Annotated in this window: 24 protein-coding genes, 1 other RNA gene and 2 pseudogenes; 11 read left to right on the top strand and 16 right to left on the bottom strand. The window is 68.7% G+C overall.

From position 1 onward, the window contains the following. Positions 1–67: 67 nt before the first annotated feature. Complete coding sequence (locus tag ACT3T5_RS12585) at positions 68–2,095, top strand: glycoside hydrolase family 3 N-terminal domain-containing protein (protein WP_444577934.1); 2,028 nt, start codon at positions 68–70, stop codon at positions 2,093–2,095. Between the two features lie 119 nt (positions 2,096–2,214). Here ACT3T5_RS12585 and ssrA read toward each other — a convergent pair. Beyond that, positions 2,215–2,585: a transfer-messenger RNA gene (ssrA, locus tag ACT3T5_RS12580) on the bottom strand. 252 nt (positions 2,586–2,837) lie between these two features. Between ssrA and ACT3T5_RS12575 the strand changes: the two genes are divergently transcribed. Then, complete coding sequence (locus tag ACT3T5_RS12575; RefSeq protein WP_444577933.1) at positions 2,838–3,401, top strand: hypothetical protein; 564 nt, start codon at positions 2,838–2,840, stop codon at positions 3,399–3,401. 67 nt (positions 3,402–3,468) lie between these two features. Here the strand turns inward: ACT3T5_RS12575 and smpB are convergent, their stop codons facing one another. The 13 genes and pseudogenes from smpB to ACT3T5_RS12510 all read right to left on the bottom strand — a co-directional run. Continuing rightward, positions 3,469–3,975 (bottom strand): SsrA-binding protein SmpB, encoded by a 507-nt coding sequence (smpB, locus tag ACT3T5_RS12570; protein WP_444577932.1) that lies wholly within the window; start codon positions 3,973–3,975, stop codon positions 3,469–3,471. Between the two features lie 196 nt (positions 3,976–4,171). Next, positions 4,172–5,509, bottom strand: coding sequence for a peptidoglycan DD-metalloendopeptidase family protein (locus ACT3T5_RS12565; RefSeq protein ID WP_444594501.1), 1,338 nt, complete (start codon positions 5,507–5,509; stop codon positions 4,172–4,174). A 2-nt stretch (positions 5,510–5,511) separates the two neighbouring features. Next, entirely contained in the window at positions 5,512–6,429 is a 918-nt protein-coding gene (gene ftsX / locus ACT3T5_RS12560; protein ID WP_444594500.1) for a permease-like cell division protein FtsX, read from the bottom strand. Next, entirely contained in the window at positions 6,426–7,346 is a 921-nt protein-coding gene (ftsE, locus tag ACT3T5_RS12555; RefSeq protein ID WP_444577929.1) for a cell division ATP-binding protein FtsE, read from the bottom strand. Before ftsE ends, ftsX begins: the two co-directional genes overlap by 4 nt. 186 nt (positions 7,347–7,532) lie before the next feature. Next, complete coding sequence (prfB, locus tag ACT3T5_RS12550) at positions 7,533–8,648, bottom strand: peptide chain release factor 2 (protein ID WP_444577928.1); 1,116 nt, start codon at positions 8,646–8,648, stop codon at positions 7,533–7,535. 11 nt (positions 8,649–8,659) lie between these two features. Continuing rightward, positions 8,660–9,871, bottom strand: a complete 1,212-nt coding sequence (locus ACT3T5_RS12545) for a glycerate kinase (protein ID WP_444594499.1) — start codon at positions 9,869–9,871, stop codon at positions 8,660–8,662. Next, entirely contained in the window at positions 9,868–10,275 is a 408-nt protein-coding gene (locus ACT3T5_RS12540) for a pilus assembly protein TadG-related protein (RefSeq protein WP_444577926.1), read from the bottom strand. The genes ACT3T5_RS12545 and ACT3T5_RS12540 overlap by 4 nt, the downstream gene beginning before the upstream one ends. Positions 10,276–10,313: 38 nt before the next feature. Next, complete coding sequence (locus tag ACT3T5_RS12535) at positions 10,314–10,877, bottom strand: hypothetical protein (protein ID WP_444577925.1); 564 nt, start codon at positions 10,875–10,877, stop codon at positions 10,314–10,316. Beyond that, a complete protein-coding gene (locus tag ACT3T5_RS12530; RefSeq protein ID WP_444577924.1) occupies positions 10,874–11,218 on the bottom strand; it encodes a TadE family protein in 345 nt (114 codons plus the stop codon). Before ACT3T5_RS12530 ends, ACT3T5_RS12535 begins: the two co-directional genes overlap by 4 nt. A 142-nt stretch (positions 11,219–11,360) precedes the next feature. Further along, the gene (locus ACT3T5_RS12525; protein ID WP_444577923.1) at positions 11,361–11,627 is read right to left on the bottom strand and encodes a hypothetical protein; all 267 of its coding nucleotides are present in this window, start codon (positions 11,625–11,627) and stop codon (positions 11,361–11,363) included. Positions 11,628–11,765: 138 nt separating this feature from the next. Next, positions 11,766–12,710 carry a type II secretion system F family protein gene (locus tag ACT3T5_RS12520; RefSeq protein ID WP_444594498.1) on the bottom strand — a complete coding sequence of 315 codons (945 nt, stop codon included), beginning with the start codon at positions 12,708–12,710 and terminating at the stop codon, positions 11,766–11,768. Beyond that, a complete protein-coding gene (locus ACT3T5_RS12515; RefSeq protein WP_444577921.1) occupies positions 12,707–13,579 on the bottom strand; it encodes a type II secretion system F family protein in 873 nt (290 codons plus the stop codon). The genes ACT3T5_RS12520 and ACT3T5_RS12515 overlap by 4 nt, the downstream gene beginning before the upstream one ends. Then, a pseudogene (locus tag ACT3T5_RS12510) lies at positions 13,576–14,205 on the bottom strand (CpaF family protein); the annotation flags it as partial. The pseudogene ACT3T5_RS12510 and the gene ACT3T5_RS12515, both read right to left, overlap by 4 nt. Positions 14,206–14,220: 15 nt before the next feature. Between ACT3T5_RS12510 and ACT3T5_RS12505 the strand changes: the two are divergent. The 9 genes from ACT3T5_RS12505 to ACT3T5_RS12465 all read left to right on the top strand — a co-directional run bounded on the left by ACT3T5_RS12505 (position 14,221) and on the right by ACT3T5_RS12465 (position 20,793). Continuing rightward, positions 14,221–15,711 carry a recombinase family protein gene (locus tag ACT3T5_RS12505; RefSeq protein WP_444594497.1) on the top strand — a complete coding sequence of 497 codons (1,491 nt, stop codon included), beginning with the start codon at positions 14,221–14,223 and terminating at the stop codon, positions 15,709–15,711. Next, the gene (locus tag ACT3T5_RS12500) at positions 15,708–16,127 is read left to right on the top strand and encodes a hypothetical protein (protein WP_444594496.1); all 420 of its coding nucleotides are present in this window, start codon (positions 15,708–15,710) and stop codon (positions 16,125–16,127) included. The genes ACT3T5_RS12505 and ACT3T5_RS12500 overlap by 4 nt, the downstream gene beginning before the upstream one ends. A 90-nt stretch (positions 16,128–16,217) precedes the next feature. Continuing rightward, entirely contained in the window at positions 16,218–16,433 is a 216-nt protein-coding gene (locus ACT3T5_RS12495) for a hypothetical protein (protein WP_444594495.1), read from the top strand. Between the two features lie 101 nt (positions 16,434–16,534). Continuing rightward, entirely contained in the window at positions 16,535–17,017 is a 483-nt protein-coding gene (locus tag ACT3T5_RS12490) for a hypothetical protein (RefSeq protein WP_444594494.1), read from the top strand. Then, positions 17,014–18,522 carry a DNA primase family protein gene (locus ACT3T5_RS12485; RefSeq protein WP_444594493.1) on the top strand — a complete coding sequence of 503 codons (1,509 nt, stop codon included), beginning with the start codon at positions 17,014–17,016 and terminating at the stop codon, positions 18,520–18,522. Before ACT3T5_RS12490 ends, ACT3T5_RS12485 begins: the two co-directional genes overlap by 4 nt. Before the next feature lie 388 nt (positions 18,523–18,910). Continuing rightward, positions 18,911–19,672, top strand: coding sequence for a hypothetical protein (locus tag ACT3T5_RS12480; protein ID WP_444594492.1), 762 nt, complete (start codon positions 18,911–18,913; stop codon positions 19,670–19,672). Next, entirely contained in the window at positions 19,669–20,064 is a 396-nt protein-coding gene (locus ACT3T5_RS12475) for a helix-turn-helix domain-containing protein (protein ID WP_444594491.1), read from the top strand. The genes ACT3T5_RS12480 and ACT3T5_RS12475 overlap by 4 nt, the downstream gene beginning before the upstream one ends. Next, positions 20,061–20,228, top strand: a complete 168-nt coding sequence (locus ACT3T5_RS12470) for a hypothetical protein (protein ID WP_444594490.1) — start codon at positions 20,061–20,063, stop codon at positions 20,226–20,228. The genes ACT3T5_RS12475 and ACT3T5_RS12470 overlap by 4 nt, the downstream gene beginning before the upstream one ends. 103 nt (positions 20,229–20,331) lie before the next feature. After that, positions 20,332–20,793 (top strand): hypothetical protein, encoded by a 462-nt coding sequence (locus ACT3T5_RS12465; RefSeq protein WP_444594489.1) that lies wholly within the window; start codon positions 20,332–20,334, stop codon positions 20,791–20,793. Positions 20,794–20,847: 54 nt separating this feature from the next. Here the strand turns inward: ACT3T5_RS12465 and ACT3T5_RS12460 are convergent, their stop codons facing one another. Beyond that, the gene (locus ACT3T5_RS12460; RefSeq protein ID WP_444594488.1) at positions 20,848–21,372 is read right to left on the bottom strand and encodes a hypothetical protein; all 525 of its coding nucleotides are present in this window, start codon (positions 21,370–21,372) and stop codon (positions 20,848–20,850) included. A 185-nt stretch (positions 21,373–21,557) separates the two neighbouring features. After that, positions 21,558–22,160 (bottom strand): annotated as a pseudogene (locus ACT3T5_RS12455) (ATPase, T2SS/T4P/T4SS family); the annotation flags it as partial. Positions 22,161–22,300 lie beyond the last annotated feature (140 nt).

The following is a 22,300-nucleotide window of genomic DNA, read 5'->3' as shown; positions in this document are numbered from 1 at the left end:
CACTCGCACGCCAGCGCCCCCGCATGCCAGCAACACCGCATGCCAGCACCCCCGCACAGGAGCCCCCATGACTCAGCAGGTCCCCCTCTCCACCCGTGTCAAGCAGATCATCGAGGTCGACGGGCTGCGCTTCCGGGACCTCGACGGCGACGGCGAGCTCACCCCGTTCGAGGACTGGCGGCTGGACCCGGCCGAGCGTGCAGCGGATCTCGTCGCGAGGATGTCGCCCGAGGAGAAGATCGGCCTGATGGTCATCAGCTCCCGGCCGATGGGCATCTCCCAGCACAACCCGGAGTTCACGAGCCACGACGGGGTGCTCGATGAGCAGTACCTGCCGATCAAGCTCGATCCGCACACGAGTGCAGGCATCCCCTTCGAGGGCACCACGCAGATGATCGAGTCGCTGAACATGCGGCACTTCATCATGCGCGAGGAGCCCACGGGCTCCCGGATAGCGACCTGGATCAACGCGATGAACGAGGTCGCCGAGGGCACCCGCTGGGGGATCCCGGTGGTGGTCGCCGCGAACTCGAAGAACGAGGCCGGCGGCTTCAAGATGGGCGGCACTCCGCAGGATCAGCCGTTCGCCCAGTGGCCCGGCACGCTCGGACTCGCGGCGACCGGTTCGATCGAGCTCATCGAATCCTTCGCCGAGCATTCCCGCGCCGAGTGGGTCGCCTCGGGCCTGCGCAAGGGCTACATGTACATGGCCGATGTGTTCACCGATCCGCGGTGGTTCCGCGGGCACGGGACCTTCGGCGAGGACCCGGAGTTCGTGGCGAGCGCGATGTCCGCGCTCGTGCGCGGCTTCCAGGGCGAGGCGGGTCCGTCGGCCGACGGCGTGGCCCTGACCACGAAGCACTTCCCCGGCGGCGGCGCCCGCGAGAACGGCACCGACCCCCATTACGTCGAGGGCAGCTTGAACATCTACCCCACGCCAGGGTCGCTCGAGCAGTACCATCTGCCCCCGTTCCAGGCCGCGATCGACGCCGGGACCTCCTCGATCATGCCGTACTACGCGATCCCGTCGGAGGAGAAGTCCTCGACCCCGCAGGGACGGCTCACGGAGTTCGAGCAGGTCGGCTTCGCCTTCAACCGCGAGGTGCTCGACCTCCTGCGCACCATGGGCCACCGCGGCTACATCAACTCCGATTCCGGGGTGCTGTCCAAGATGGCCTGGGGCGTCGAGGAGCTCACCACGGCGCAGCGCGTGGGGCGAGCCGTCATGGCCGGCACGGACATGTTCGCCGACACCAACGACATCGCGTCCGTGCGGGAGGCCTTCGTGAGCGGCCACTTCACCTCGCAGCGGCTCGACGAAGCGGCCCGGATGCTGCTCGAGGAGCTCTTCGCGCTCGGTCTTTTCGAGAACCCGTACGCAGACCCCGAGGAGGCGGACCGTGTGGTCGCGAGCGCCGAGGCGACCGCGGCGGCGGATGCGCACCGTCGTTCGGTGGTGCTCGCCAAGAATCACGACGCGACCCTGCCGCTGCGCCCCGCCTCGCTCACAGGGAAGACGGTCTACGTCGAGCTCATGGAGCAGGGGATCACGGTCAAGTCGCTGGATGCGCTGCGCAGCCGTCTCGAACAGGCGCATCCCGAGGTCGATTTCATCACCGACTTCCGCCGCGCTGATGTCGCGATCGTGCTCATGAAGCCGTTCGTGGGTGCCTACTTCGAGTTCGTGGGGATCGCCGATCTCGCGATCGATGACCACTCGCACGTGGACATCGCCAAGGTGCAGCAGATCCGGGAGAGCGTCGACACGATGGTCATCGGGCTGAACGCGATGTATCCGTGGCTGCTCGATGTGATCGAGCCGCTGGCCGACGGCCTGCTCATCGGGTTCGAGTCCGACTACGTGACGATGGTCGACGCGGTGCTCGGCGGCTACTCGCCCAGCGGACGCCTCCCGATCACGTTCCCGATCGACGCCGACGCGATCGCAGTCGACGAGGACGGTCGCTGCGCCTCCCCCAACGATGTGCCGGGCTACGCCAAGGAGCAGCATATGGACGGGCGCCCCTACGTCTATGTGGACGCCGACGGAAGCCGCTACGAACTGGGTCACGGGCTGACGTACGACGCCCGCTGAGCATGCAGCTGTGGGGCCGACTGGGAGATCAGCTGGCCCCACAGCTGGACCCAGACACGGAAAAGGCCCCCTCCCCGGCGCATCAGCGCAGGTGAGGGGGCCTCTTCTAGTGAGTGCAATGGTGGAGCCGGCGGGAATCGAACCCGCGTCCGATAGTGCGGAGCTAGGGCTTCTCCGGGCGCAGTCCGTATTGACGTTTTCTCAGTCCCGACGTTCGCACGGACACGTCGTCGACAGACTCAGTCACTCTGAGGTGTTCATCCTTCCCCGATGACGAGGGTCGGCAGCAGTGGCTTCTTAGATGATGGAACGATCCGGGTCAGAAGCAAGCCCGGGGTTCCAGACTGCTAACGCTGATCAGGCAGCGAGAGCGAAGTCAGTGCGCTTGGATTCGGCACTTATTGGTTTCCAGAGGACATTAACGAGATGACTCTGGGTTCTCGGCCCGCTTCCCCTTGCTGGACAACTACCGTCGAAACCGATCGGCCCCCAGCGTGGGTATGCAGCAGATATCGACGATCCCGAGGGATCATCCTTGCACTCACTCTTCTGTTGTCAAACACCACGAACGACGGGCGAACCCGTGCGTCGTCCCCCGAGTCTACCGCGAGTGCTCGACGAACTGAAGCTAATATCCCTCAGCTCACGGTGAACGGCCAGGCCCGAGCTCACGGTGAACGGCCAGGCCCGAGCCGGGCCAGCTCGCCTCACGGCCCGCGAGGACGGGTGGCATGATGTGGGCATGGTCGGATTCTCCGCTGCAGGTGTGCAGGTCACCGTCGATGATGACACCCTGCGAGAGATCGTCGAGGATCCGGACGCGCTGAGCCGGTGGTGCGCGCAGAACCCGGAGGATCCCCGGAGCGTCGCCTACCTGCGCATGCTGGGCCGGCTCGACGAAGCGGCGATCGCCGCTCGCAGATCTCTGGAACAGGCGGAGCACTCGGCTCTCGTGCGAGCGGTGCGGCGCACCCGGTACGCCCATGTCCTGCAGTGGCAGGGAGCCTTCACCTCCGCTGAGGAACAGTTCGACCTGGCCGCCGAGGAGACCGGGTTCGAGGATCCGACCTCGCCGTCCTCCCTGGCACTGCTGGCCTCCGTGTTCCAGCACCGCGCGAAATGCCGGTTCGACCATGCCCTCGCCGCCCAGGAGGCTGGCTCCGCGGAGGCCGCGTCCTCTCTGTGGGACAGCGCCCTGGAGGATGCCCGGAGGGCTCTGTTCATGCGGGAGAATCTCGGGGAATCCGACGGGAGCCTGCTGGAATCGAGCAGGCAGACCGTCGCCCGGCTCGAACGACGGAGCTGACCGCCCGCGGGCCCGGCAGCATCGACCCGACGTCGGATCGTGTGCCGAGCGCCGAGTGCCGAGTGCCTCAGACCAGTTCGCGCTGACGGATCGCGCGCTGGGTCTCGCGCAGATCCTGCTTCTCCCGCAGGGTCTGGCGCTTGTCCCATTCCTTCTTGCCGCGCGCCAGGCCGATGACGACCTTCGCGTGCGATCCGAGGAAGTAGATCTGCAGCGGCACGATCGTGAAGCCCTTCTCGCGGGACTTGCTCGCGAGCTTCTCGATCTCCGCCTTGTGCATGAGCAGCTTGCGCTTGCGCCGCGCGGCATGGTTCGTCCAGGTGCCCTTCACGTAGGGTGCGATGTGCACGGCGTCCATCCACACCTCACGACCCTCGACGAAGCAGTACCCGTCGATCAGGGACGCACCACGATCACGCAGCGACTTCACCTCGGTGCCGGTGAGCACGATGCCCGCCTCCCAGGTCGCGTCGATGAAGTAGTCGTGATAGGCGCGCTTGTTCGAGGCGATGAGCTTCTTCTCAGGACCATCCTCCGGGGCGGCCTTCTTCGCCGCCGACTTCTTCGCCGCCATGGGGTCCCTCCGCTCCGCAGTGGTTCTGCTGCTCGTGTGCCGGTCGGGCTCGTGCCGCGACCGATGTCCCAGCTTACGCCGTGGCCACCGGGGCGGGCGAGCGAATATGTCCTGCTCGACGCTCCCCCGGTTCTGGTCCCGGCCTGTCCTGTCTCGACGAACCCTGGATCGGCCAGTGGAGATCAGGTGGTGGGGATCAGAGGTAGTTGGCCGGGTTCACGGAGTTGCCATCCTCCTGGACCTCGAAGTGCAGATGGCAGCCGGTCGACGAGCCCGTGGTCCCCACATAGCCGACGGTGTCGCCGGCGGAGACCTCAGCACCCACCGGGGCCGCGTAGCCCTGGAGGTGATGGTAGGAGCTGGTGATGAGCTTCCCGTTCTGGATCCCGTGGCTGAGGATCAGCTTGTTGCCGGCACCGCTGTTGTACGTGTGCGCGAGGACGCGACCGGAGTGCGCGGCACCCACCGGGACTCCGCAGGCCACCGGGAAGTCGACCCCGGCATGCAGCTTGCGGGTGTGGTAGATCGGGTGGTACCGCCACCCGAAGTTGGAGTTCAGGCGGGCATTGACCGGATAGACCCATCCCCCGCTCGAGCTCGAGGATCCTCCTCCGCCGCCGCGGGGAGCCGGCGCCGGCGCCGCGGGCTTGTCCTTCTTGGCCTGCTCCGCCTCCTCGCGCTCACGTTCCTTCCGGGCGAGCTCCTGGATCTCCTCGTCGAGGGTCGAGCCGCGGGACTCGAGGTCCTCCTCGTCCTCCTCGTAGGTGGCCTTCTTGGACTCGAGGTCGTCCCGCTGAGTCTTCTGCGTGGCATAGAGATCGTCGAGATCCTGCTTCGCGGTCGCCGCGGCATCCTCCGCCGCCGCAGTGCGGTCCACGGCGTCCTCGGCATCGGACTTGAGGGCGTCGATCTCCTCCCGGACGGAGGTGAGCCTGTCCGCGGAGTTCTCGGTGACGGCCTGATCGGAGCGCAGGGTGTCCAGCCGGCTGCCCTGGGACTGGAGCGTGAGCTGGTAGTTCATGGACCGGTCCACGGTGTCCTGCGGGGTACCGCCGCCGATGTAGACGCTCGACGGGCTGGGCATCCCGCCGCCCTTATAGGCATCCAGCGCGATCTGCGACAGCTCTTCGTCGCTGCTGTCCACCTCGTCCTGGCCGCTCTCGACCTGGCCGGAGAGCTGCTTCTCCTCGTCCTGCGCAGCGGTGAGGCGCTCACCGATCTGCCGGTTGTTCTCCTGCGCGGCCTCGAGCTCGGCCTGGGCATCCTCGAGGTCCTGCTGGGCCTTCGGGATGAGGAGCTCGGTCTCGGCCAGTGCCATGTACGTGTCCGCGAGGTCATCGTTGACCCCGCCGAGGTCGATCCGGAGATCCTCGAGCTGCTGATCGATGTCGGCCCGCTCGGAGACCTTCTGATCCTTGTCGCCGTCGGCCGTCGCGGGCGACAGCGGCCCGGCCACCATTGTGGTCAGCACCAACATCGCCGTGGCGGCGACGGCCAGCGGCCGACTCAGGACGCTCGGAGACCTCAGAGACATGGTCACACCTTCAGGTAACGGTTCAGGGAGACCACCGAGGAGGCGATCGAGAGGAAGGCACCCAGGAGGATCAGCAGGGGCGCTGCCCAGAGGAGATCGGCGACTCCGACGGTGATCAACTGGCCGCCGAGGGTGGGGGCGAGCCATCCCTGCACAATGTAGTGCAACCCCATCCAGAGCATCCCCGAGGCGATCACGCCGCCGATGATCGCGGCGACCGCCCCCTCGAGCAGGAACGGCAGGCGGATGAAGAGGTTCGAGGCACCGACCAGTCGCATGATCGCGATCTCGCGACGACGGCCCGCCACGGACATCCGGATGGTGGTCGCCACCAGGAGCAGGGCGGCGATGAGCATCAGCGCGGCGAGCCCGAGAGCGAACAGCGTGGACTGATTGAGCACGTCGATGAACGGGGCGAAGGTGCTGAGCAGGTCGGAGACCTCGTCGACCCCTTCGCGACCTTGGAAGAACTCGACCACCGCGGCGGATTCATCGGCGTTCTTGAGCGTGATGTGGAAGGAGACAGGCATGTCCTGCGCGGTGAAGTTCGAAACGAACCCCTCGCCGGCGAACTGCTCCTGGTAGATCGCGAGCGCCTCGTCCTGGGTGCGCTCGTCGTACGAGGCGATGTACGGGGAGAGCACGTCGCCCTCGAGCGCCTGCTGCACCGAGTCGATCTGGGCGTCGGTCGCGGCTCCTCCTGCGCACGAGGCCGCCGTCGAGTGCGGGGAGCACAGGAAGAGCGTCACCTGTGACTGCTCGACCAGGGTGTCCTTCATGTCCATGATCTGCTTCTGCATCAGCAGACCGGTCCCCACGAACGTGAGGGACACCGCGGTGACGATGACGACCGAGATGACCATCGCGACGTTCCGCCACAGTCCGGTGAGGATCTCTCCGAGGATGTACCGCGCTCTCATCGCAGGTCCTCCTCGTCCTCGTCCTCCGTGAAGGCGTCCTCCTCCTGGGCGAGACGCGCATCCCGCTCGTCGATCAGCTCCTCCTCGAGGACATCCGATGCGGGCTCGTCGTCCCGGGCGGACGAGCCCTGTCCGGACGCGGCGCCGCCTGGGCCCTCGACATCGTCCAGCGGATGCTCCTCGCGGTGGGCCGAATCATCGGGCAGGTTCCCGGAGATGACGCTGAGCGCGTCCTCCGTCTCGTAGCGGCCGTCCTGTTCATCCCGGACCACCTTGCCGCCGACCATCTCGACGACGCGGCGACGCATCCTGTCCACCGCCGACTGATCGTGGGTGGCCATGACCACGGTCGTCCCACGTTCGTTGATCTCGGAGAGCAGCTCGAGGATCCCTTCGGCAGTGGACGGGTCGAGGTTTCCCGTCGGCTCGTCCGCCAGCAGGATCGTGGGCCGGTTGACGTAGGCGCGAGCGATGGCCACACGCTGCTGCTCACCGCCGGAGAGCTCATGAGGGAGTCGCTTGCCCTTGTCCTCGAGACCGACCATCTCGAGCATCTCGGGCACCAGGCGGCGCACCACCTTGCGGGGGGTGCCGATCACCGCCAGGGCGAACTCGATGTTCTGGTAGGCCGTCTTGGACGGCAGCAGACGGAAGTCCTGGAAGACCATGCCGATGTCGCGGCGCAGTGCGGGGACCCGCCAGGACGGGATGCGGGAGAGATCGCGGCCGGCGACGTACACGGTGCCGCGGGTGGGGGCGGTCTCCTTGAGCACCATGCGCATCATGGTGGACTTACCGGAACCGGAGGCCCCGACGAGGAACACGAACTCCCCGCGGGAGAACTCGATGTCGAGATTCTCCACGGCGGGGTGCTGGCCGCGCATGTACGTCTTGGTGACGTTGTCGAAACGGATCACGGGTGCCTGTTCACATCGGGGAAGTCGTGCGCTCCCAGCGTAGGGGCGACGCCGCACGATTCCCTGGAGGAGCACTCCCCGACCTGGTCAAAACCTGGTCAAGGCCGGGTGCCGATGCTCACGTCGACCGCGCCGTCCAGGCCCTGCTCGCCCGGGCCCTGCTGTCCTCGGGTCCTCGCGCCCAGCTCAGTCCTGCTGCTTGCTCTCCTCCGCGCGCCACCGGATCCCGGCGTCGATGAACTCGTCGATCTCGCCGTCGAACACGGAGGAGGGGTTGCCCTCCTGGTACTCGGTGCGCAGGTCCTTGACCATCTGGTACGGGTTCAGCACGTACGAGCGCATCTGGTCGCCCCAGCTGGCCTTGACGTCACCGGCGAGCTCCTTGCGCTCGGCGGCCTCCTCAGCCTTCTTCAGCAGCAGCAGACGGGACTGCATGACGCGCAGCGCCGCGGCACGGTTCTGGATCTGCGACTTCTCGTCCTGCATCGAGACGACGGTGCCGGTGGGGAGGTGCGTCATGCGCACGGCGGAGTCCGTGGTGTTCACGGACTGGCCACCGGGGCCCGAGGAACGGAACACGTCGACCTTGAGGTCGTTCTCGGGGATCTCGATCGCATCGGTGGACTCGATCAGCGGGATCACCTCGACCGCGGCGAAGGAGGTCTGGCGACGGCCCTGGTTGTCGAAGGGGCTGATGCGCACCAGGCGATGGGTGCCGCCCTCCACCGAGAGGGTGCCGTAGGCGTACGGGGCGGAGACCTCGAAGGTGACGGACTTCAGCCCGGCCTCCTCCGCATAGGAGGTGTCCATGACCTTGGTGGCGTAGCCGTGACGCTCGGCCCAGCGCAGGTACATGCGCAGGAGCATCTCGGAGAAGTCCGCGGCGTCGACGCCGCCTGCTCCGGCGCGGATCGTCACCACGGCGTCGCGCTCGTCGTACTCGCCGGCGAGCAGCGTGCGCACCTCGAGCTCGTCGAGGGTCCTGTGGATGGAGATGAGCTCGCGCTCGGCCTCGGCGAGCGTGTCCGCGTCGTTCTCCTCGGCGGCGAGCTCGACCATCACCTCGAGGTCCTCGATGCGAGAGGAGAGCTCGCTGATCCGCCGACGCTCGGACTGCGCATGCGACAGGGAGGAGGAGACCTTCTGCGCGTTCTCGACGTCGTCCCAGAGGTCCTGGGCCGACGCCTGCGCCTCGAGGTCGACGATCTTGGCGTCAAGCGCCTCGATGTCAGTCACCTGCTCGATGGACGACAGGGTGGAGCGCAGCTGGGGGATCTCTACGGAGAAGTCGGTGGAAGACACAAGGCCAGAGTCTACGGCAGGTCCTCTGGACGGGCCGACGGCTCCGGGGCGTCCGGCTCGTTCACGAGCCAGACCCCGAGGTCGCGCCCCACCTCGATCAACCAGGGCACGGTGTTCTCCATGGCGTCCTGCACGCTGCCTGCCCGCGAGGTGAGATCCCAGGCACGGACGATGCCCGCCGCGTGCAGCTCGTCACCGCCGAGGGTGATGGCACCGGCCACCGCTGCGACCGGGAGACCTCGTTCCCGGGCCCGACGGGCGATCTCGGCGGGGCCCTTGCCGTGCAGGGTCTGTTCGTCGAGCTTCCCCTCCCCGGTGATGACCACGTCCGCGCGGTCCAGGAGGGCGTCGACGTCGGCCAGCTCGAAGACGACGTCGGCGCCGGATCGCTGCTCGGCGCCGAGAAGGAAGAGGGCGAAGCCGGTACCTCCGGCTGCCCCTGCTCCCGGGGCGTCGCGGACGGTGACGTCGGGATCCAGGATCTCTGCGGCGGCCGCGAGCACGCCGTTCGCCTGGTCGATCTCTGTCGGGGTGATGCCCTTCTGCGGTCCGTACACCGCAGCGGCGCCGTCCCTGCCCACCAGGGGGTTGGTGACATCGCTGGCCGCGACGAGGGAGACGCCCTCGAGCGCGGCCAGTGCGGGCGAGAGGTCGGCGGAGACGAGGGCGGTGAGACCGTCCAGGCCGGGCGCGATATCCGCGCCGTCCGCGGCGCGCAGGCGGGCTCCGAGCCCCTGCAGGAGTCCGGCTCCGGCATCGGTGGAGGAGCTGCCGCCGAGTCCCACCACGACGGTGATCGCGCCAGTCTCGACGGCGGCCAGTATCAGCTCGCCGAGTCCCCGGGTGGAAGCGGCTCCCGGGGCCAGGGTCCCGTCAGGCAGTGCCCGCAGGCCGACGACCTCCGCGAGCTCGAGGATCGCAGTCCGGCCGGAGAGGGCCCAGCGTGCGGTACGTGGCTCTCCCGTCGGGCCGGTGACCATGCTCGAGCGCAGCTCGGCGCCCGCGGCGAGCGCGGCGTCGACCGTGCCGTCGCCGCCGTCGGCGATGGGGCAGGACAGCAGCTCGACCTGGGGTGCGCTCTCCCTGATGCCGCGGGCGAGGGCGTCGATCACCTCGGTTGCGCTGAGCGTCCCCTTGAACTTGTCCGGAGCGAGCAGGACGGTGGCCAGCGGGGTCCTCGGTGTCGTGGGCGCTCTCGGAGCAGGTGGGACGGTCGGGGTCATCGGGCTCGGGCCTCTCCGTAGACGGTCAGGGGGACCGACAGCCCGGTCCCCCGCGTGAACCACCCTGCCAGGGGTGGGTGGGTGCGCGCAGAGAGGACCACGCGCACGGTGCGGTCCCCATCGACCTCGACGGACTCGACGTGGAGGTTCTCGGTGCGGGTCGTGTCGAGCGGGTATCTGCGCAGGTGGTCCTCGGCCGCGCGGCGGGCGGATCCCTCGTGCAGGGCGTCTCCCCCGGCGGAGTCGTAGAGACGAGCAGGGTCCATGGCCTGCGACGCGGCCAGAGCGGCACTGTCTGCGGCGTGCTGCAGCTCCGTGCGCTCCAGGTGGACGCCCGTGATCGCGGTGCCCACGCCGATCACCATGAGGATCACGACGAGGACACCGGTGGTCAGGACGGTCATGGATCCACGCGGATCCCGAAGCCGAGCAAGGAGGCGCATCAGCCGGCCACTCGATACTGATCGACCTGGACGGCGTGCGCCGCTCCCACGGTGACCGGTCCGTTCTCGCCGAGGATCGGGCCCAGTCCCGGAACCGGAACGAGGATGCGCACTTCAGCGGTGACCATTCCTCCCGGGGTCGAGCAGGGCGTCTCGCTGCAGCTGATCTGGACGACGTCGGTTCCGGCGAGATGGAAGTCCTCGAGGATCATGGACGTGTGCTGCTGCGTCCGCTGCACCGCATCGGCCTGGTCCGGGGCGACGGCATGGATCCGGGCTGCGTCCCGGGCGATCGTGTCCGCAGCGAACACTGCGGCCTGCACGGACCCCAGGGTGAGCACCAGGTAGAGGGAGGGGATCAGCAGCGCTGCGGAGAGCACCACGAATTCCACGAGCGCGTTCCCGTCATCCCGACCCAGCCGCCCCGTCCTGCGCGTCGCCCAGCGGCAGTGGCGCGGCGAGACCGGTGGCCGGGACCGAAGTCGTGCTCGCCGGCGGCCGGTCATCGTGTGCACCGCACGGCGCGCCCGGGCCACCCCGGTCACCCCGGTCACCCCGGTCACCAGGACTCCTCATCCAGTGCGCGACCCTCGACGGTGATGCCTCCGGCGGGTCCGAAGAGGCCCACCAGCGGGAGTGTCGCGCTCACCTCGACCTCGATGGTGCCGTCCGCCCCCTGCGTCGCAGTGGCCTCGGCCTCGAAGGCGTCTCCGAACCGGCTCTCGATCAGCTGCTCGGCGCGGGAGGCTCCGTCCTGAGGCGTCGCCCCGACCAGGGATGCATGATGGGCGCCCTGCACCGCCGCGTCGATCAGTGTGTTGCGGGTATGGAGGATCAGGGCCGCCTGCACCACGGCGAGCGCGATCACGATGATCAGGACCGCGATCATCGGGAACTCCGCCACGGCGGAACCGTCGTCGCGACGCAGTGCTCCGGTGAGGCACCGTGCGCCGTGTGCCCGGCCTCGACGGCTGCCATGACAAGTGCGGGCGGGGGGCTGCGAGGGCGAGGTGCTGATCACGGAGGGGTTCTCGGAGCTCTCGCACTCAGAGGCTTCCGCCGAGGAACGGCGCCATCGCGTTCTCGAAGATCTGGACGATCTGGTCGGAGGCGACGGCCCAGAGCGCGACGACGATCCCGGCAGTCATCAATGTGATGAGCACCCACCCGGGAACATCGCCGCGGTCCGAGCCGAGGCGTGCCAGGAGGCGCGCCAGAGGACTCGGTTCAGGGGTTCCGGCGTGCTCGGCGACCCGGGTGGTGGGCCGCACGCGGCGGGATGAGCGGTGGAGTCGAGTGCGGTGAACGGTCATGTCGTGCTCCTTGTCGGTGGTGCGGTGGATTCATCGGGTCGTGTCGGATCTGGTGAGCGGGCGGTCGGGCGGTCGGGCGGTCGGGCGGTCGGGCGGATCGTGCGGTCGGCGGATCGTGCGGAACGTCAGGACGGAGGGTCAGACGGAGATCTGGAGGACGGCGAGCCCGGGGAAGATGGCGAAGACGATCACGAGCGGCATGACGAAGAAGACGACCGGCATGAGCATGTAGATCTCGCGTCGGCCTGCGGTTTCCATCAGGTCGCGCGTGGATGCCTCTCGAGCGTCCTGCGCCTGCGCACGGAGCACGTCCGCGAGAGGCGTTCCGCGTTCGATCGCGACGGAGACCCCCTCCCCGAAACGGCTCAGGGACTGCAGCGGAGTACGCATGCCCAAGGAAGCCAGCGCCTGAGCGACGCTGGTTCCGGAACGGATGTCCGCGACGGTCGCCGCGAACTCGTCAGGCAGGGCGCCGGTGGAGGTCCGGGCGACGCGCTCCATGGCCGCGATCGGGCTCTCCCCGGCTGCGACGGCGAGGGCGAGCAGATCGGCGACCGTCGGGAATTCCCGGGCCATCCTCGCGGCGCGACGTGTGATCTCGACGCCGAGCAGATAGTCCCTGAGCAGCACGCCCAGGACCACGCCCAGAGCCACGATGAGCAGGCCGAGCACGGGGCTCGCCCCGCGGGTGCTCATCGCGAGGAGGGCGACGACGACGCCGAGGACCAGGCCGAAGACCGCGAAGACGACCTGCTCGATTCGGAAGGAGTCCGTGGAGGAGCGCCGCCCCGCCAGCCGGAGTCGGCGCTCGAGCTGGTCCGCTCCGCCGGTGAGCCGTTCGAGGACTCCCAGGACGCGATGCGCAACAGGGCCCAGCAGGTTCTCCGCGACCAGCCGGGCTCGGCTCGTGGCCGCAGAAGGGCTGAACAGCGATGAGGCCCGCGAGCGCCGCAGGTACGGATCGATCCGGGCATCGAGGTCACGCGATCGGAGCCAGGGCAGATGACCGGCGATCAGGGCGAGACCGAGTCCGAGCACGAGGCCCAGGAGGGCACCGGTCAAGGTGGTGCCGGAGGCGGTCATCGCAGGACCCGCTCGTCCTGGGGCAGACGCGCGATCTGCAGCATGACCCGGTATGCGATCAGCGACACCACGGCCCCGATCAGGATCATCGCCATCCCCATCGGCGAGTCGTAGGCCTGCGCGGCCTGGGGGCGGGTCGACATCAGGGCCAGCACCAGCCAGGGTGCGACAAGGGCCAGTCGTGCCGCATTGACCGTCCAGGACTGTCGCGCCTCGAGCTCCGCTCGGGTTCGTGCGTCCTCGCGGAGAAAGGCAGCAAGCGTGCGCAGGAGACCTCCCAGATCGGTCCCTCCCACGTCCCGGGTGATCCGCAGCGCCTCGACGATCCGATCCCCGACAGGATCGGCGAGCCGCACCTTGAGCCGGTCGAGGCTGACGGCGAAGTCACCGCTGGCCTGATAGTCGAGCGAGAACTCGTGGAAGGCGGGGCGAAGGTCCTCAGGACCTTTCCTGCTGAGCTGCACCAGCGCTTCGGGAAGCGAGAGCCCGGCGCGGATCGCTGAATTGATGTGATCGACGGCTTCCGGCCAGACCTCGCGCATCGCGGTCGCGCGTCGCCGGGCCGCTGAGCGCAGGAATACGACCGGAAGGATCATCGACGCGACGCCGATGGCCAGGGAGGGGACGACTGCGCTCGAGACTGCCCAGAGGGCGGCGGAGACCACGAGGCCGAGGCCCGCGCTCAGCGCGGGAACGGCAGCGGGAGGGACAGATGTCAGGCCGACGGTGACCAGGTCGTCCCTCAGACGATCCATGACCCGAGCGATCTTCCCGCGTCGAGGGATCTCGCCCTCCTGCTCCCACGACGACCACCAGATGGACAGGAGACCGAGTCCGGCGATCAGCCCCAGGAACGCCCCGTCGCTCATGCCGCGTCCGCTCGGCCCAGCAGCGCACTCAGGTCATGCCCCGCACGGGCGAACCGCTCCGCATGCGGCGGGTGCCCGTCCCCACGCACGAGACGCTCCCCGCGCAGAACGAACAGCTCCGAGATCTCGATGACCTCGTCCTCCACGCGTCCACCGAGCCCGACGATCTCCCGCACCCGCCGTCGACCGTCGGCCAGCATGTCGAGGTGCACGACGAGGTCGATGGAGCTGGCGACGGTGGGGACGACGAATCGGCTGGAGATGTTCTCCCCGGCGAGCAGCGGCAAGGTGCAGAGCTTGGTGATCGCGTCGCGTGCGGAGTTCGCATGGATCGAGGCCATGCCGGGCAACCCGCTGTTCAGGGCGATCAGCATGTCCAGCGACTCCGCCTCCCGGACCTCCCCGACGATGACGCGGCTGGGCCTCATCCGCAGAGCTTCTTTCACCAGACGACGCATGGAGATCTCGCCGGTTCCCTCGAGATTCGCCTGCCGGGTCTGCATGGCCACCACATCCCGCAGTCCCAGGTCCAGCTCGAAGACCTCCTCGATCGTGACGACACGTTCTCGTGCGCCGATGGACTGGGCGAGGCAGCGCAGGAAGGTGGTCTTCCCGGCACCGGTAGCATATACGCTGGTGCCATGACATTAAAGGGCAAGCGGGCCGCGATCTACAGCCGCATCAGCAAGGACCGGGACGGGCGAGCACTCGGCGTCGGACGCCAGGAGGGGGCATGCCGCGAACTGGCGAGGAGCCTCGAGTACGAGGTCACCCACGCCCTGGTCGACAACGACATCAGCGCCTCATTCGCCACCAGCAAGCGCCGCCCCGGCTACGACGAGCTCGTCAGCCTGATCGAAGCGGGCGAGGTCGACGCCGTCATCGTCTGGGACACCGACCGGCTACACCGCCGCCCCCTCGAGCTCGAGCACTACATCGCCGCCTGCGGCGTCGACGGCGGCATCCCCACGCACACCGTCAACGCGGGAGACCTCGACCTCGCCACGTCATCCGGGCGGATGCTGGCCCGCATCAAGGGCAGCGTCGCCGCGGGCGAGTCGGAGAAGATGTCCGAGCGCATCCGAGCCCAGAAGCAAGACGCCCGCGTCAACGGCCGCGCCCTCGGCGGCCCGGTCCCCATCGGCTGGATCAAGGGCAGTAAGCCGGGCACGTTCAAGCCCGACCCCGAGGTCGCCCCCGTCCTCGCTGAGGCAACGGCGCGCATCGCCCGGGGCCAGTCCCTCACGTCGGTGTCTCAGTGGATCGCCGACCAGGGCGTGCGCGGCCGCCGCCGGAACTACTCGTCGCCGAAGGAGGGTCCGCAACGCGCCACGTGGGATGAGCTCGGGCCGATCATGTCCACCAGCACCGTGAAGGGCCTCCTGGTCCGGCCCGCGAACGTCGGCCTGCAAGAGCACAACGGCCGCGCCTACAAGGGCCGGTACCCGGCGATCGTGGACGCCGAGGACTACGCCACCGCCCGCGCGGCGCTGCAGACGAAGCGGGGCGGACCCGCGGGCAGCGGGCGGCGCAAGCACATGCTGTCCGGCGTCGCGTTCTGCTGGTGCGGTGAGGCGATGGTCGGGGTGAACCCGCAGCAGTACGCCTGCCGAGTGCAGCGGCGACAGGCGGGTCGAGTGCAGACCGGGCACGCCTACCGGCGGACGGCACCGCTGGACAAGTACGTGCGCACCGTCGTGGCCGAGTTCCTGGACCGCGCCGACGTCGACCAGCAGGTGACCGCCGAGGCCCGCAAGCGGACCACGAGGTCGGCCCGAGACAAGGCGCGGGAGCAGCTGGGCGAGCTCGAGGAGCGCAAGCGCACGCTGGTGCGCCTGTTCGCCGCGGGCACCATCGGCGAGGCGCAGCTGGTCGACGGGACGACGGACCTGGACCACCAGATCAGGGCCGCCGAGGTGACCCTGAGGGCCGCGGGCGGCAACCGTACGGTCTCCCGCATCATGAGGGCGAAGTCGCCCGGCCAGGCGTTCCTCGACGCCCCCGTGGACCAGCAGCGCACCGTTATCGGTGAGCTGTTCCGGGTCGACATCGAGCAGGGCGACGGCGTGGGCGGGCGACGGTTCCGCACCGAGCTGATCCACATCACCCCGAAGGGAGGCGAGGACCGATGAGCAGGCGACGACGAGATGACCGCACGGACCGCGAGCGGGAGAGCGATGCTCAGTGGCGCACGCTCAGGGTGCTGTGCAGCGGGCGCGGCACTCACGGGCACGAGGTCATGGCGCGGCTGCTGGTCCACGAGGACGACATCGGCAGCCTGACCTTGGCCGACCTCCCGAGCCTCACCGCGGGCGAGGTCGAGGCGATGGTCAGCGTGGACGAGGGCCGCGCGCCTGACCCCGTCCCCCACTACCGGGAGGACGGGACGCCGGGCGGCGTGCACTTCACGCGGACGTTCCGCTGCTCCAGGTGTGGCCGGACCGTGCCGCTGCGCGAGGAGAAGTTCACACGACGGGCGCTCGCGCTGATCGTCGCCGGGGCGCGCCACGTGGATATCTCCCGCCTCGACCGGGTACGCTTGACCTAATAGCGCAAGCCGGTTCTGCCTGGGCCGTTGACGTAAGGCGACAGACGACTCCCCACGGAGCGTGAGATTCTCATGCCCCCAGGAGTCCCAATGTCCACGTGGACACACCACCGCGCCAAGGTCGCGTCCCTCTCCCGCATCCGACCCGCCGACGACCCCGAGCTGGTCGAGGCCCGCCGCAGCCTCAAGGCCACCCGCCTCGAGGACGCCGCCCGGGAGGCCGCCGAGTCCCTGCCCCCGCTCACCGACGAGCAGGCCCGCCGCATCGCCGCGATCCTCTACCCGCAGGGGGTCGACGCCCGATGACCACCGCAACAGAAAGCCGCCCCGGTCAGGCAACCGGGACGGCCAGGATCGATCAGACACGCGCTGCTCAGACTACCGTCCCGATCCCGGTACCGGTAGACGTGACCACCCTCCCCCGGCCCGAGCTCGCCGTCGCCGGGGCGATGATCCACGCGGAGCCGCAGGAGGCCGTCAGAGCGTTCCGCAGGATCACCGCGGGCGACTTCACCAGCGCACCCCTGTGCGCCGCCGTACGGGCCGCCCACAGCGTCCTGATGGGCGGTGACCGGGTCGAGCCCATGACCCTCGGGCAGCACGCCCAGGACCGCGGCTTCATCCGACCCCAGGACCGGCACCGGTTCGACGCCCTGGTGATGGACCTCTACGGCATCGACGGCTCGCCGATGGGCGCAGGCGGCCTGTGCATGATCCCGGCCCTGATCGAGGCGACCGTCCGCCGTCGGGCACGCGAACGGGCGCAGCGGATCGAGCAGGCCGTCGATGAGCTCCCCGCGGCCGACCTCGCCGTGGTGCTGGTCGACCAAGGCCGCGCCCTCGAGGACGCCGCCGGGCGGCTCACCGGGCAGGAGGTGACCCCACGATGAGCAGCCACCTCTCCGACGAGGACCAGGCAGCCCTCGAGGCCGAGGTCGCCGCGTACGAGGCGGAGGTCGCGGCACGGTTCGACCGCGAGCACGCGGCCCCCGGGCACACCGCCCCCGCGCCCGCCTACCCGCCGACGCCCGCCGACTGGGCCGACAGCGGCCTCCGGTCCCACCAGCGGATCGCCAAGCGGTTCTCGACCTACGCCGAGGGCCACGCCCTGTACGTCAACGGCACCGGCTGGCACCACTGGGACGGCACCAGGTGGGCGCGAGACGTCCACGACGCCCGCACCCACGCGCTGCTCGAGCGCATGCTCAACGTCTCCTGGCAGGAGGCGATGACCGACCGGGACCTACAGGCCGACGTCCGCTCCAGCATGACCGGCAGCGGATCGAACGGCGTCCTCGACCTCGCCTCCCGCAAGATGTTCGCCGCCGAGACCGACGTGGACCCCTGGCTGCTCAACTGCGCGAACGGGACCCTCGACCTGCGCACCCTCGAGCTGCGAGCCGCGGACCCCGCCGACCTGATCACCAAGCGCACCGCCGCCGCCTACGAGCCCGGCACGCGCTCCGACCGGTGGGACGACTTCCTCATGACGTCCCTGCCCGACCCCGAGGTGCGCGGCTTCCTCCAGCGCTACGCCGGGGTCGGCCTGGTCGGCAGGGTCCTCGAGCACGTCCTCGTGGTCGCCACGGGGACCGGCCGCAACGGCAAGGGCGTGCTCGCCGAGGCACTCTCCAACGCGCTCGGCGACTACGCGATCGCCGCATCGAACGACCTCCTCGTCGCCTCCAGGCACGGCGGGAAGTCCGCCGGAGAGCTCGCCCAGATGATGCAGCTGCGCGGAGCCCGATGGGCCGTGATGAGCGAGCTGGAGCGGGGCGCGAAGCTCGCCGAGTCCACGATGAAGCAGCTCACGGGCGGCGACACGATCAACGCGAAGCACATGGGCCAGAACCCCATCAACTTCGCGCCGTCGCACAGCTTCTTCATGCTCACGAACGACCTGCCCGAGGTCGACCCCCGGGCGCAGGCGGTGTGGGCGCGCATGCGGGTCGTGCCGTTCGAGGTCTCCTTCGAGGGCCGCGAGGACACGCGGCTGCCGGAGGACCTGGAGGCGTGCCTCGAGGCGATCCTCGCGTGGGCCGTGGCCGGGCTGGAGCAGTACCAGGCCGAGGGTCGCCTGGTCGCCCCGGCGAAGGTCAGGGCGACCACGGACGGCTACCGGGCGCAGAGCGACAGCCTGGCGCAGTTCATCGCCGAGGAGTGCGTGCTGGAGGCCGGAGCGCGGGTCCAGGCGGCCGACTTCGCCGAGGCGTACACGAGGTGGCAGCTCGCGAACCGCAAGGAGTCGCTCACCCCGAACATGATCGGCCGCCGCCTCAACGCCCTGATCGCCGACCAGGCCGAGACCTACGTCTACATCGAGGGGAAGGCCAGCAACCGCGGCAAGGTCTGGCACGGAATACGGCTCGCAGAGCAGGGGGCGATGGAGGCATGAAATCGCCTCGAAGTGCTCTGACCTGCAGGAGTGGTGGAAGTGATGGATCTTCCCAGTGTTCTCGTAACGATCTTTCTCTAGGGAATCACTGGGGCAATCCGTCACTTCCGTCACCCGCCACCCGAACCGACCCCCAGGAGGCCGACCAGTGATCCCTTCCATCCGCGCCGGTTTCCAGCGCGTTGAAGTGCGCACGCCGCGGCGCACCTCACCAGCTCACCACCTGCCCACCGTGGGCAGCGACCCCGGCCCCGACCAGGACCCTCGCCGCCGTAGACCAGCAGCGCGTCGAAGCGCGCCGCAGTGCGCCGAGGTGCGCCCCCGCGCACCACCACCAGGTCCCGGCCACCAGCAGGACCAGTCACCATTCCCCGAAAGGACACGCACCATGATCAACACCAGCAAGTTCCAGGGCGCATTCCTCCAGTACCGCGCCGACCAGGTCGCCGCCGAGCAGCTGCGCGACCGCGACCTGACCCCCGAGGCGAACCGGACCCGGCAGGCCGAGGCCCGCGCCGCCGCCCGCGCCAAGCTGCGCCAGGCGATCCCGCAGCGGCCCGAGGGGCCGGACCCGCGCGACGCCGTCCTGGACGCCCTGGCCCCCACCACGGCGGACGGCATCGCCGTGCTGGCCCACCAGCGGGCCAAGGTCGACGCCCTGATGGACGCGGGCAGGAACATCCTCCAGGTGATCCAGCAGGCCGATGAGACCCGCCTCGCCGCGATCCTGGACGCCGCAGAGACCAGCGAGCGGGTCCTGTCGTCGTCCGACCCTGAGGGGGTGCAGGCCGAGCTGCGCGGGGCCGTGTTCGATCGCCTCGCTGACCTCGGGCACGAGGACGCTGTGAAGGCCGCCGAGGCTCACGCCGACCAGGAGGCCACCACGGCATGGGCCGACGCCCTCGAGGCCCTGGCGGGCGGCGACGAGCCGGGCGGGGCGGTTCAGTCCGCGATCTACCGGCACGACCCCACCGCGTACCGGGGCACGTTCGGGCTGGTGTCCTCGCCGGACGAGACTCGCACCCTCGCCGACGCGAAGAAGCTCGCCGCGCAGGACGGCATGCGCGAGCGGGCAGAGCAGCAGGCCGACCAGCGCCAGACCCTCACGGTGGCGGGACAGGCCGCGGGACCCACGGAGGCGGGACGATGAGGGCCTCGGCACGAGCGCAGCGCGAGGAGCGGGACGCCCGCATCATCAACGCCCTCGCCGCCGGGGCCACGGTCCGGCAGGCCGCCGACATGCACGGTGTCTCGAAGTCCACCGCGCACCGGGCACTCGACAACGCGAAGGGCGTCCTGCCGGAGGCGCAGCACGCCCGGGACCTGATGCTGGCGCGGTTCCAGATGTACCGCACCAAGCTGTTTCCGCTGCTCAGGACGGACCCCGTGAAGGCCGTCCCGCGGCTGCTCGAGGTCGACAACACCGAGGCCCGCATGCGCGGCTTCTTCGAGCCGGGGCAGCAGAACGGGACCGCCGAGGTGGCCGGGATGCTCGACATGCTGATCCACGGCATGGAAGCAGAGCACGGGGGGCAGCGATGAGCAAGCATCTGGCGGAACTGCGCGAGCAGTGGGCCACCGACATGGAGCGCATCGAGGACGGCTATGCCGACGCCCTGGAGTCGGGCGCGGCCCCCGTCGTCCTCGGTCGCATGGAAGGCATGATCGCCGCGTATCACCGGATCATCACCGACACGAAGCGCTGACGGGCGCAGGACGGCCCCCGATCCCGTCACCGGGACCGGGGGTCGGGGGTCGGGGGTCGGGGGTCGGGGGTCGGGGGTCGGGGGTCCATCGTACGATCAGGGAATGCGACGAATCGTGCTCCCTTTGGCCCTGTTGGTACTCGCTGGATGTGGAGGAAGCAGCGACCCGGTTGAACCTACGGAGACCACGCCTACGACTGAAACGAACACTGCTGTGCAGGAGCCTACGGAAGCGGCACCCGCGACGGAGCAAAGCACTGTCGCGGAGGAGCCGACCCCCGCGATTGAGACGTCCGGGAACTTCTCAGCCGATCTTGATCGGCTGACGGGAATCGAACCGGACGATGTGACCGAGTACCGGGCGTACATAGCCGAAGGTTTGTGTGAGTCAGATACTGACCCGTCCGCGATGGGACCGGAAGCGTTCAGCGTAATGGTGAAGCGGTACGGGGACGATGACCCGGCGTCGGGGACGCACCCTGATCTCGTGCGTCTAGTCGTGGCGTATGACTGCCCAGAGCGCGCCGATTTCGCGGAGCAGTACCTCGCTGAAGTCGAGCAGTGAGCTGACGGCCCCCGATCCCGTCACCGGGAACGGGGGCCGTCCCATGCCTAAGGGTCACTTACGAGAGTTCGTCTCGTGTACAGCAATATCGTTCACGGCTGACCTGAAGGCTCCTAGCGCCGCAAACTTTCCGTCGAGGCCAGAAGCCTCCTGCAATGCATCACGCGCTTTCAATGCCGCGGAGACCTTCCGCTGCATCGTCTGGTCACGTGTCAGTAGCAGAGCTCGTATCAGCCGATCACTGATACGGACCGCCATCTCTCGCGACTCCCGTGCTGAATCGGTGTCAACCCATTCCATGAGGTCCTCTCTTTCCATCTGGTCAACCAGTGGAATCGTCACGAGCTGTGCATTAGCCCACCGCTCGGTTACGACGGCTAGCTCGTGGATTATCCCCGCCAGCTCCTGAGCGTCAGCCCGCTCATATTCGAGCGCCCGCATTTCCTTGTCATGCTCGCGAGCCTCGATGGCCTGCTGTCGTGCGTGCCTGTTGCCGATGTGGACAATCGCGAAGCTGCTGAAGGCCGTGATGAGTGCCCCGAGCCCAGCGGAGGTGATGATCTGCCAAAAAGGTGACATGAGGCCAGATTAGGGCGGACACGGGTGCCTACGGATGCATGACGTACGAGTCGTCGCATCGCTCTCAAAGTTTGCGTCGCGCCGTGACCGCTTCGCCACGTATGCCTCAAGGCATACCCGCTGGTCAAACAGGGTTTCGACGTGCTGAGGCCTGCACACCAATATATTGGCTTGAGAACCTATGCCGTGGCTCCGCTCACCACGACATTGAGCCCCGAGTCGATCGCCGCATCGAGGAAGTCCGCCGCCTGGATCGTGAGCGACCCGAGGGCGACGAGCCCTCTGAGGTCGTACGCCTTCGCGACGAACTTGCGGATGTTGATCGCCCAATGGGCCCGGGTGACGCTGGGGATCACCACGTGCAGGCGCGAGCCGTCAGGTAGGAGGGAATCCACGAATGGCGTGCTCATGTCCAGCCGACGCCCGGAGCTCACCAGCATCCGTTCGACGATCCCGCGCACCTCGGTGTCCGACAGGATGATCGTGGTCAGCTCGCTGCGACCGTTGCGAGCGCAGAAGACCTGGCTCGGGGAGTTCAGCCAGATCTCCTCGACCGACGGATCATCCAGCATCTCCTGGAGCGGGCCGAAGCCGCCGATGCGGGCGGCGACCTCGGCCACGGTCGAATCGTCGTCGTGCAGGACCGGCACTTCGCCGGAGGAGGAGCGCCGGTCGTAGTCGGCGACGACTTCCCTGATCAGCGGCTCGAGCTGGTCCGCCTGTGCGTCGAGGCCTCGGCGCCGGATCAGCTCCCGTGATTCGGCCTCGATGACGGCGGCGGTGTCCATCCAGTCCCCTCCCGGCCTGACCGACCGGTCCTTTCCGATCGTGGAATACGCTTCACACGCACGTCGGTCACTGTAGATCGAACCGGAGCCCTTTTGCTGGCACTTGTCAGGAATTGTGGATAACTCTCCCAGCCCCGCCT

Source organism: Brachybacterium sp. AOP3-A1-3, assembly GCF_052378285.1.
Classification (GTDB): domain Bacteria; phylum Actinomycetota; class Actinomycetes; order Actinomycetales; family Dermabacteraceae; genus Brachybacterium.
This window is presented reverse-complemented; position numbering and strand designations above follow the sequence as displayed.

Excerpts from the sequence above, each read along its gene's own strand:
- ACT3T5_RS12585 (WP_444577934.1), top strand. The coding sequence starts at position 68 with ATGACTCAGCAGGTCCCCCTCTCCACCCGTGTCAAGCAGATCATCGAG.
- ACT3T5_RS12575 (WP_444577933.1), top strand. The coding sequence starts at position 2,838 with ATGGTCGGATTCTCCGCTGCAGGTGTGCAGGTCACCGTCGATGATGAC.
- smpB (WP_444577932.1), bottom strand. The coding sequence starts at position 3,975 with ATGGCGGCGAAGAAGTCGGCGGCGAAGAAGGCCGCCCCGGAGGATGGT.
- ACT3T5_RS12565 (WP_444594501.1), bottom strand. The coding sequence starts at position 5,509 with ATGTCTCTGAGGTCTCCGAGCGTCCTGAGTCGGCCGCTGGCCGTCGCC.
- ftsX (WP_444594500.1), bottom strand. The coding sequence starts at position 6,429 with ATGAGAGCGCGGTACATCCTCGGAGAGATCCTCACCGGACTGTGGCGG.
- ACT3T5_RS12545 (WP_444594499.1), bottom strand. The coding sequence starts at position 9,871 with ATGACCCCGACCGTCCCACCTGCTCCGAGAGCGCCCACGACACCGAGG.
- ACT3T5_RS12540 (WP_444577926.1), bottom strand. The coding sequence starts at position 10,275 with ATGACCGTCCTGACCACCGGTGTCCTCGTCGTGATCCTCATGGTGATC.
- ACT3T5_RS12525 (WP_444577923.1), bottom strand. The coding sequence starts at position 11,627 with ATGACCGTTCACCGCACTCGACTCCACCGCTCATCCCGCCGCGTGCGG.
- ACT3T5_RS12520 (WP_444594498.1), bottom strand. The coding sequence starts at position 12,710 with ATGACCGCCTCCGGCACCACCTTGACCGGTGCCCTCCTGGGCCTCGTG.
- ACT3T5_RS12515 (WP_444577921.1), bottom strand. The coding sequence starts at position 13,579 with ATGAGCGACGGGGCGTTCCTGGGGCTGATCGCCGGACTCGGTCTCCTG.
- ACT3T5_RS12505 (WP_444594497.1), top strand. The coding sequence starts at position 14,221 with ATGACATTAAAGGGCAAGCGGGCCGCGATCTACAGCCGCATCAGCAAG.
- ACT3T5_RS12500 (WP_444594496.1), top strand. The coding sequence starts at position 15,708 with ATGAGCAGGCGACGACGAGATGACCGCACGGACCGCGAGCGGGAGAGC.
- ACT3T5_RS12495 (WP_444594495.1), top strand. The coding sequence starts at position 16,218 with ATGTCCACGTGGACACACCACCGCGCCAAGGTCGCGTCCCTCTCCCGC.
- ACT3T5_RS12485 (WP_444594493.1), top strand. The coding sequence starts at position 17,014 with ATGAGCAGCCACCTCTCCGACGAGGACCAGGCAGCCCTCGAGGCCGAG.
- ACT3T5_RS12480 (WP_444594492.1), top strand. The coding sequence starts at position 18,911 with ATGATCAACACCAGCAAGTTCCAGGGCGCATTCCTCCAGTACCGCGCC.
- ACT3T5_RS12475 (WP_444594491.1), top strand. The coding sequence starts at position 19,669 with ATGAGGGCCTCGGCACGAGCGCAGCGCGAGGAGCGGGACGCCCGCATC.
- ACT3T5_RS12470 (WP_444594490.1), top strand. The coding sequence starts at position 20,061 with ATGAGCAAGCATCTGGCGGAACTGCGCGAGCAGTGGGCCACCGACATG.
- ACT3T5_RS12465 (WP_444594489.1), top strand. The coding sequence starts at position 20,332 with ATGCGACGAATCGTGCTCCCTTTGGCCCTGTTGGTACTCGCTGGATGT.
- ACT3T5_RS12460 (WP_444594488.1), bottom strand. The coding sequence starts at position 21,372 with ATGTCACCTTTTTGGCAGATCATCACCTCCGCTGGGCTCGGGGCACTC.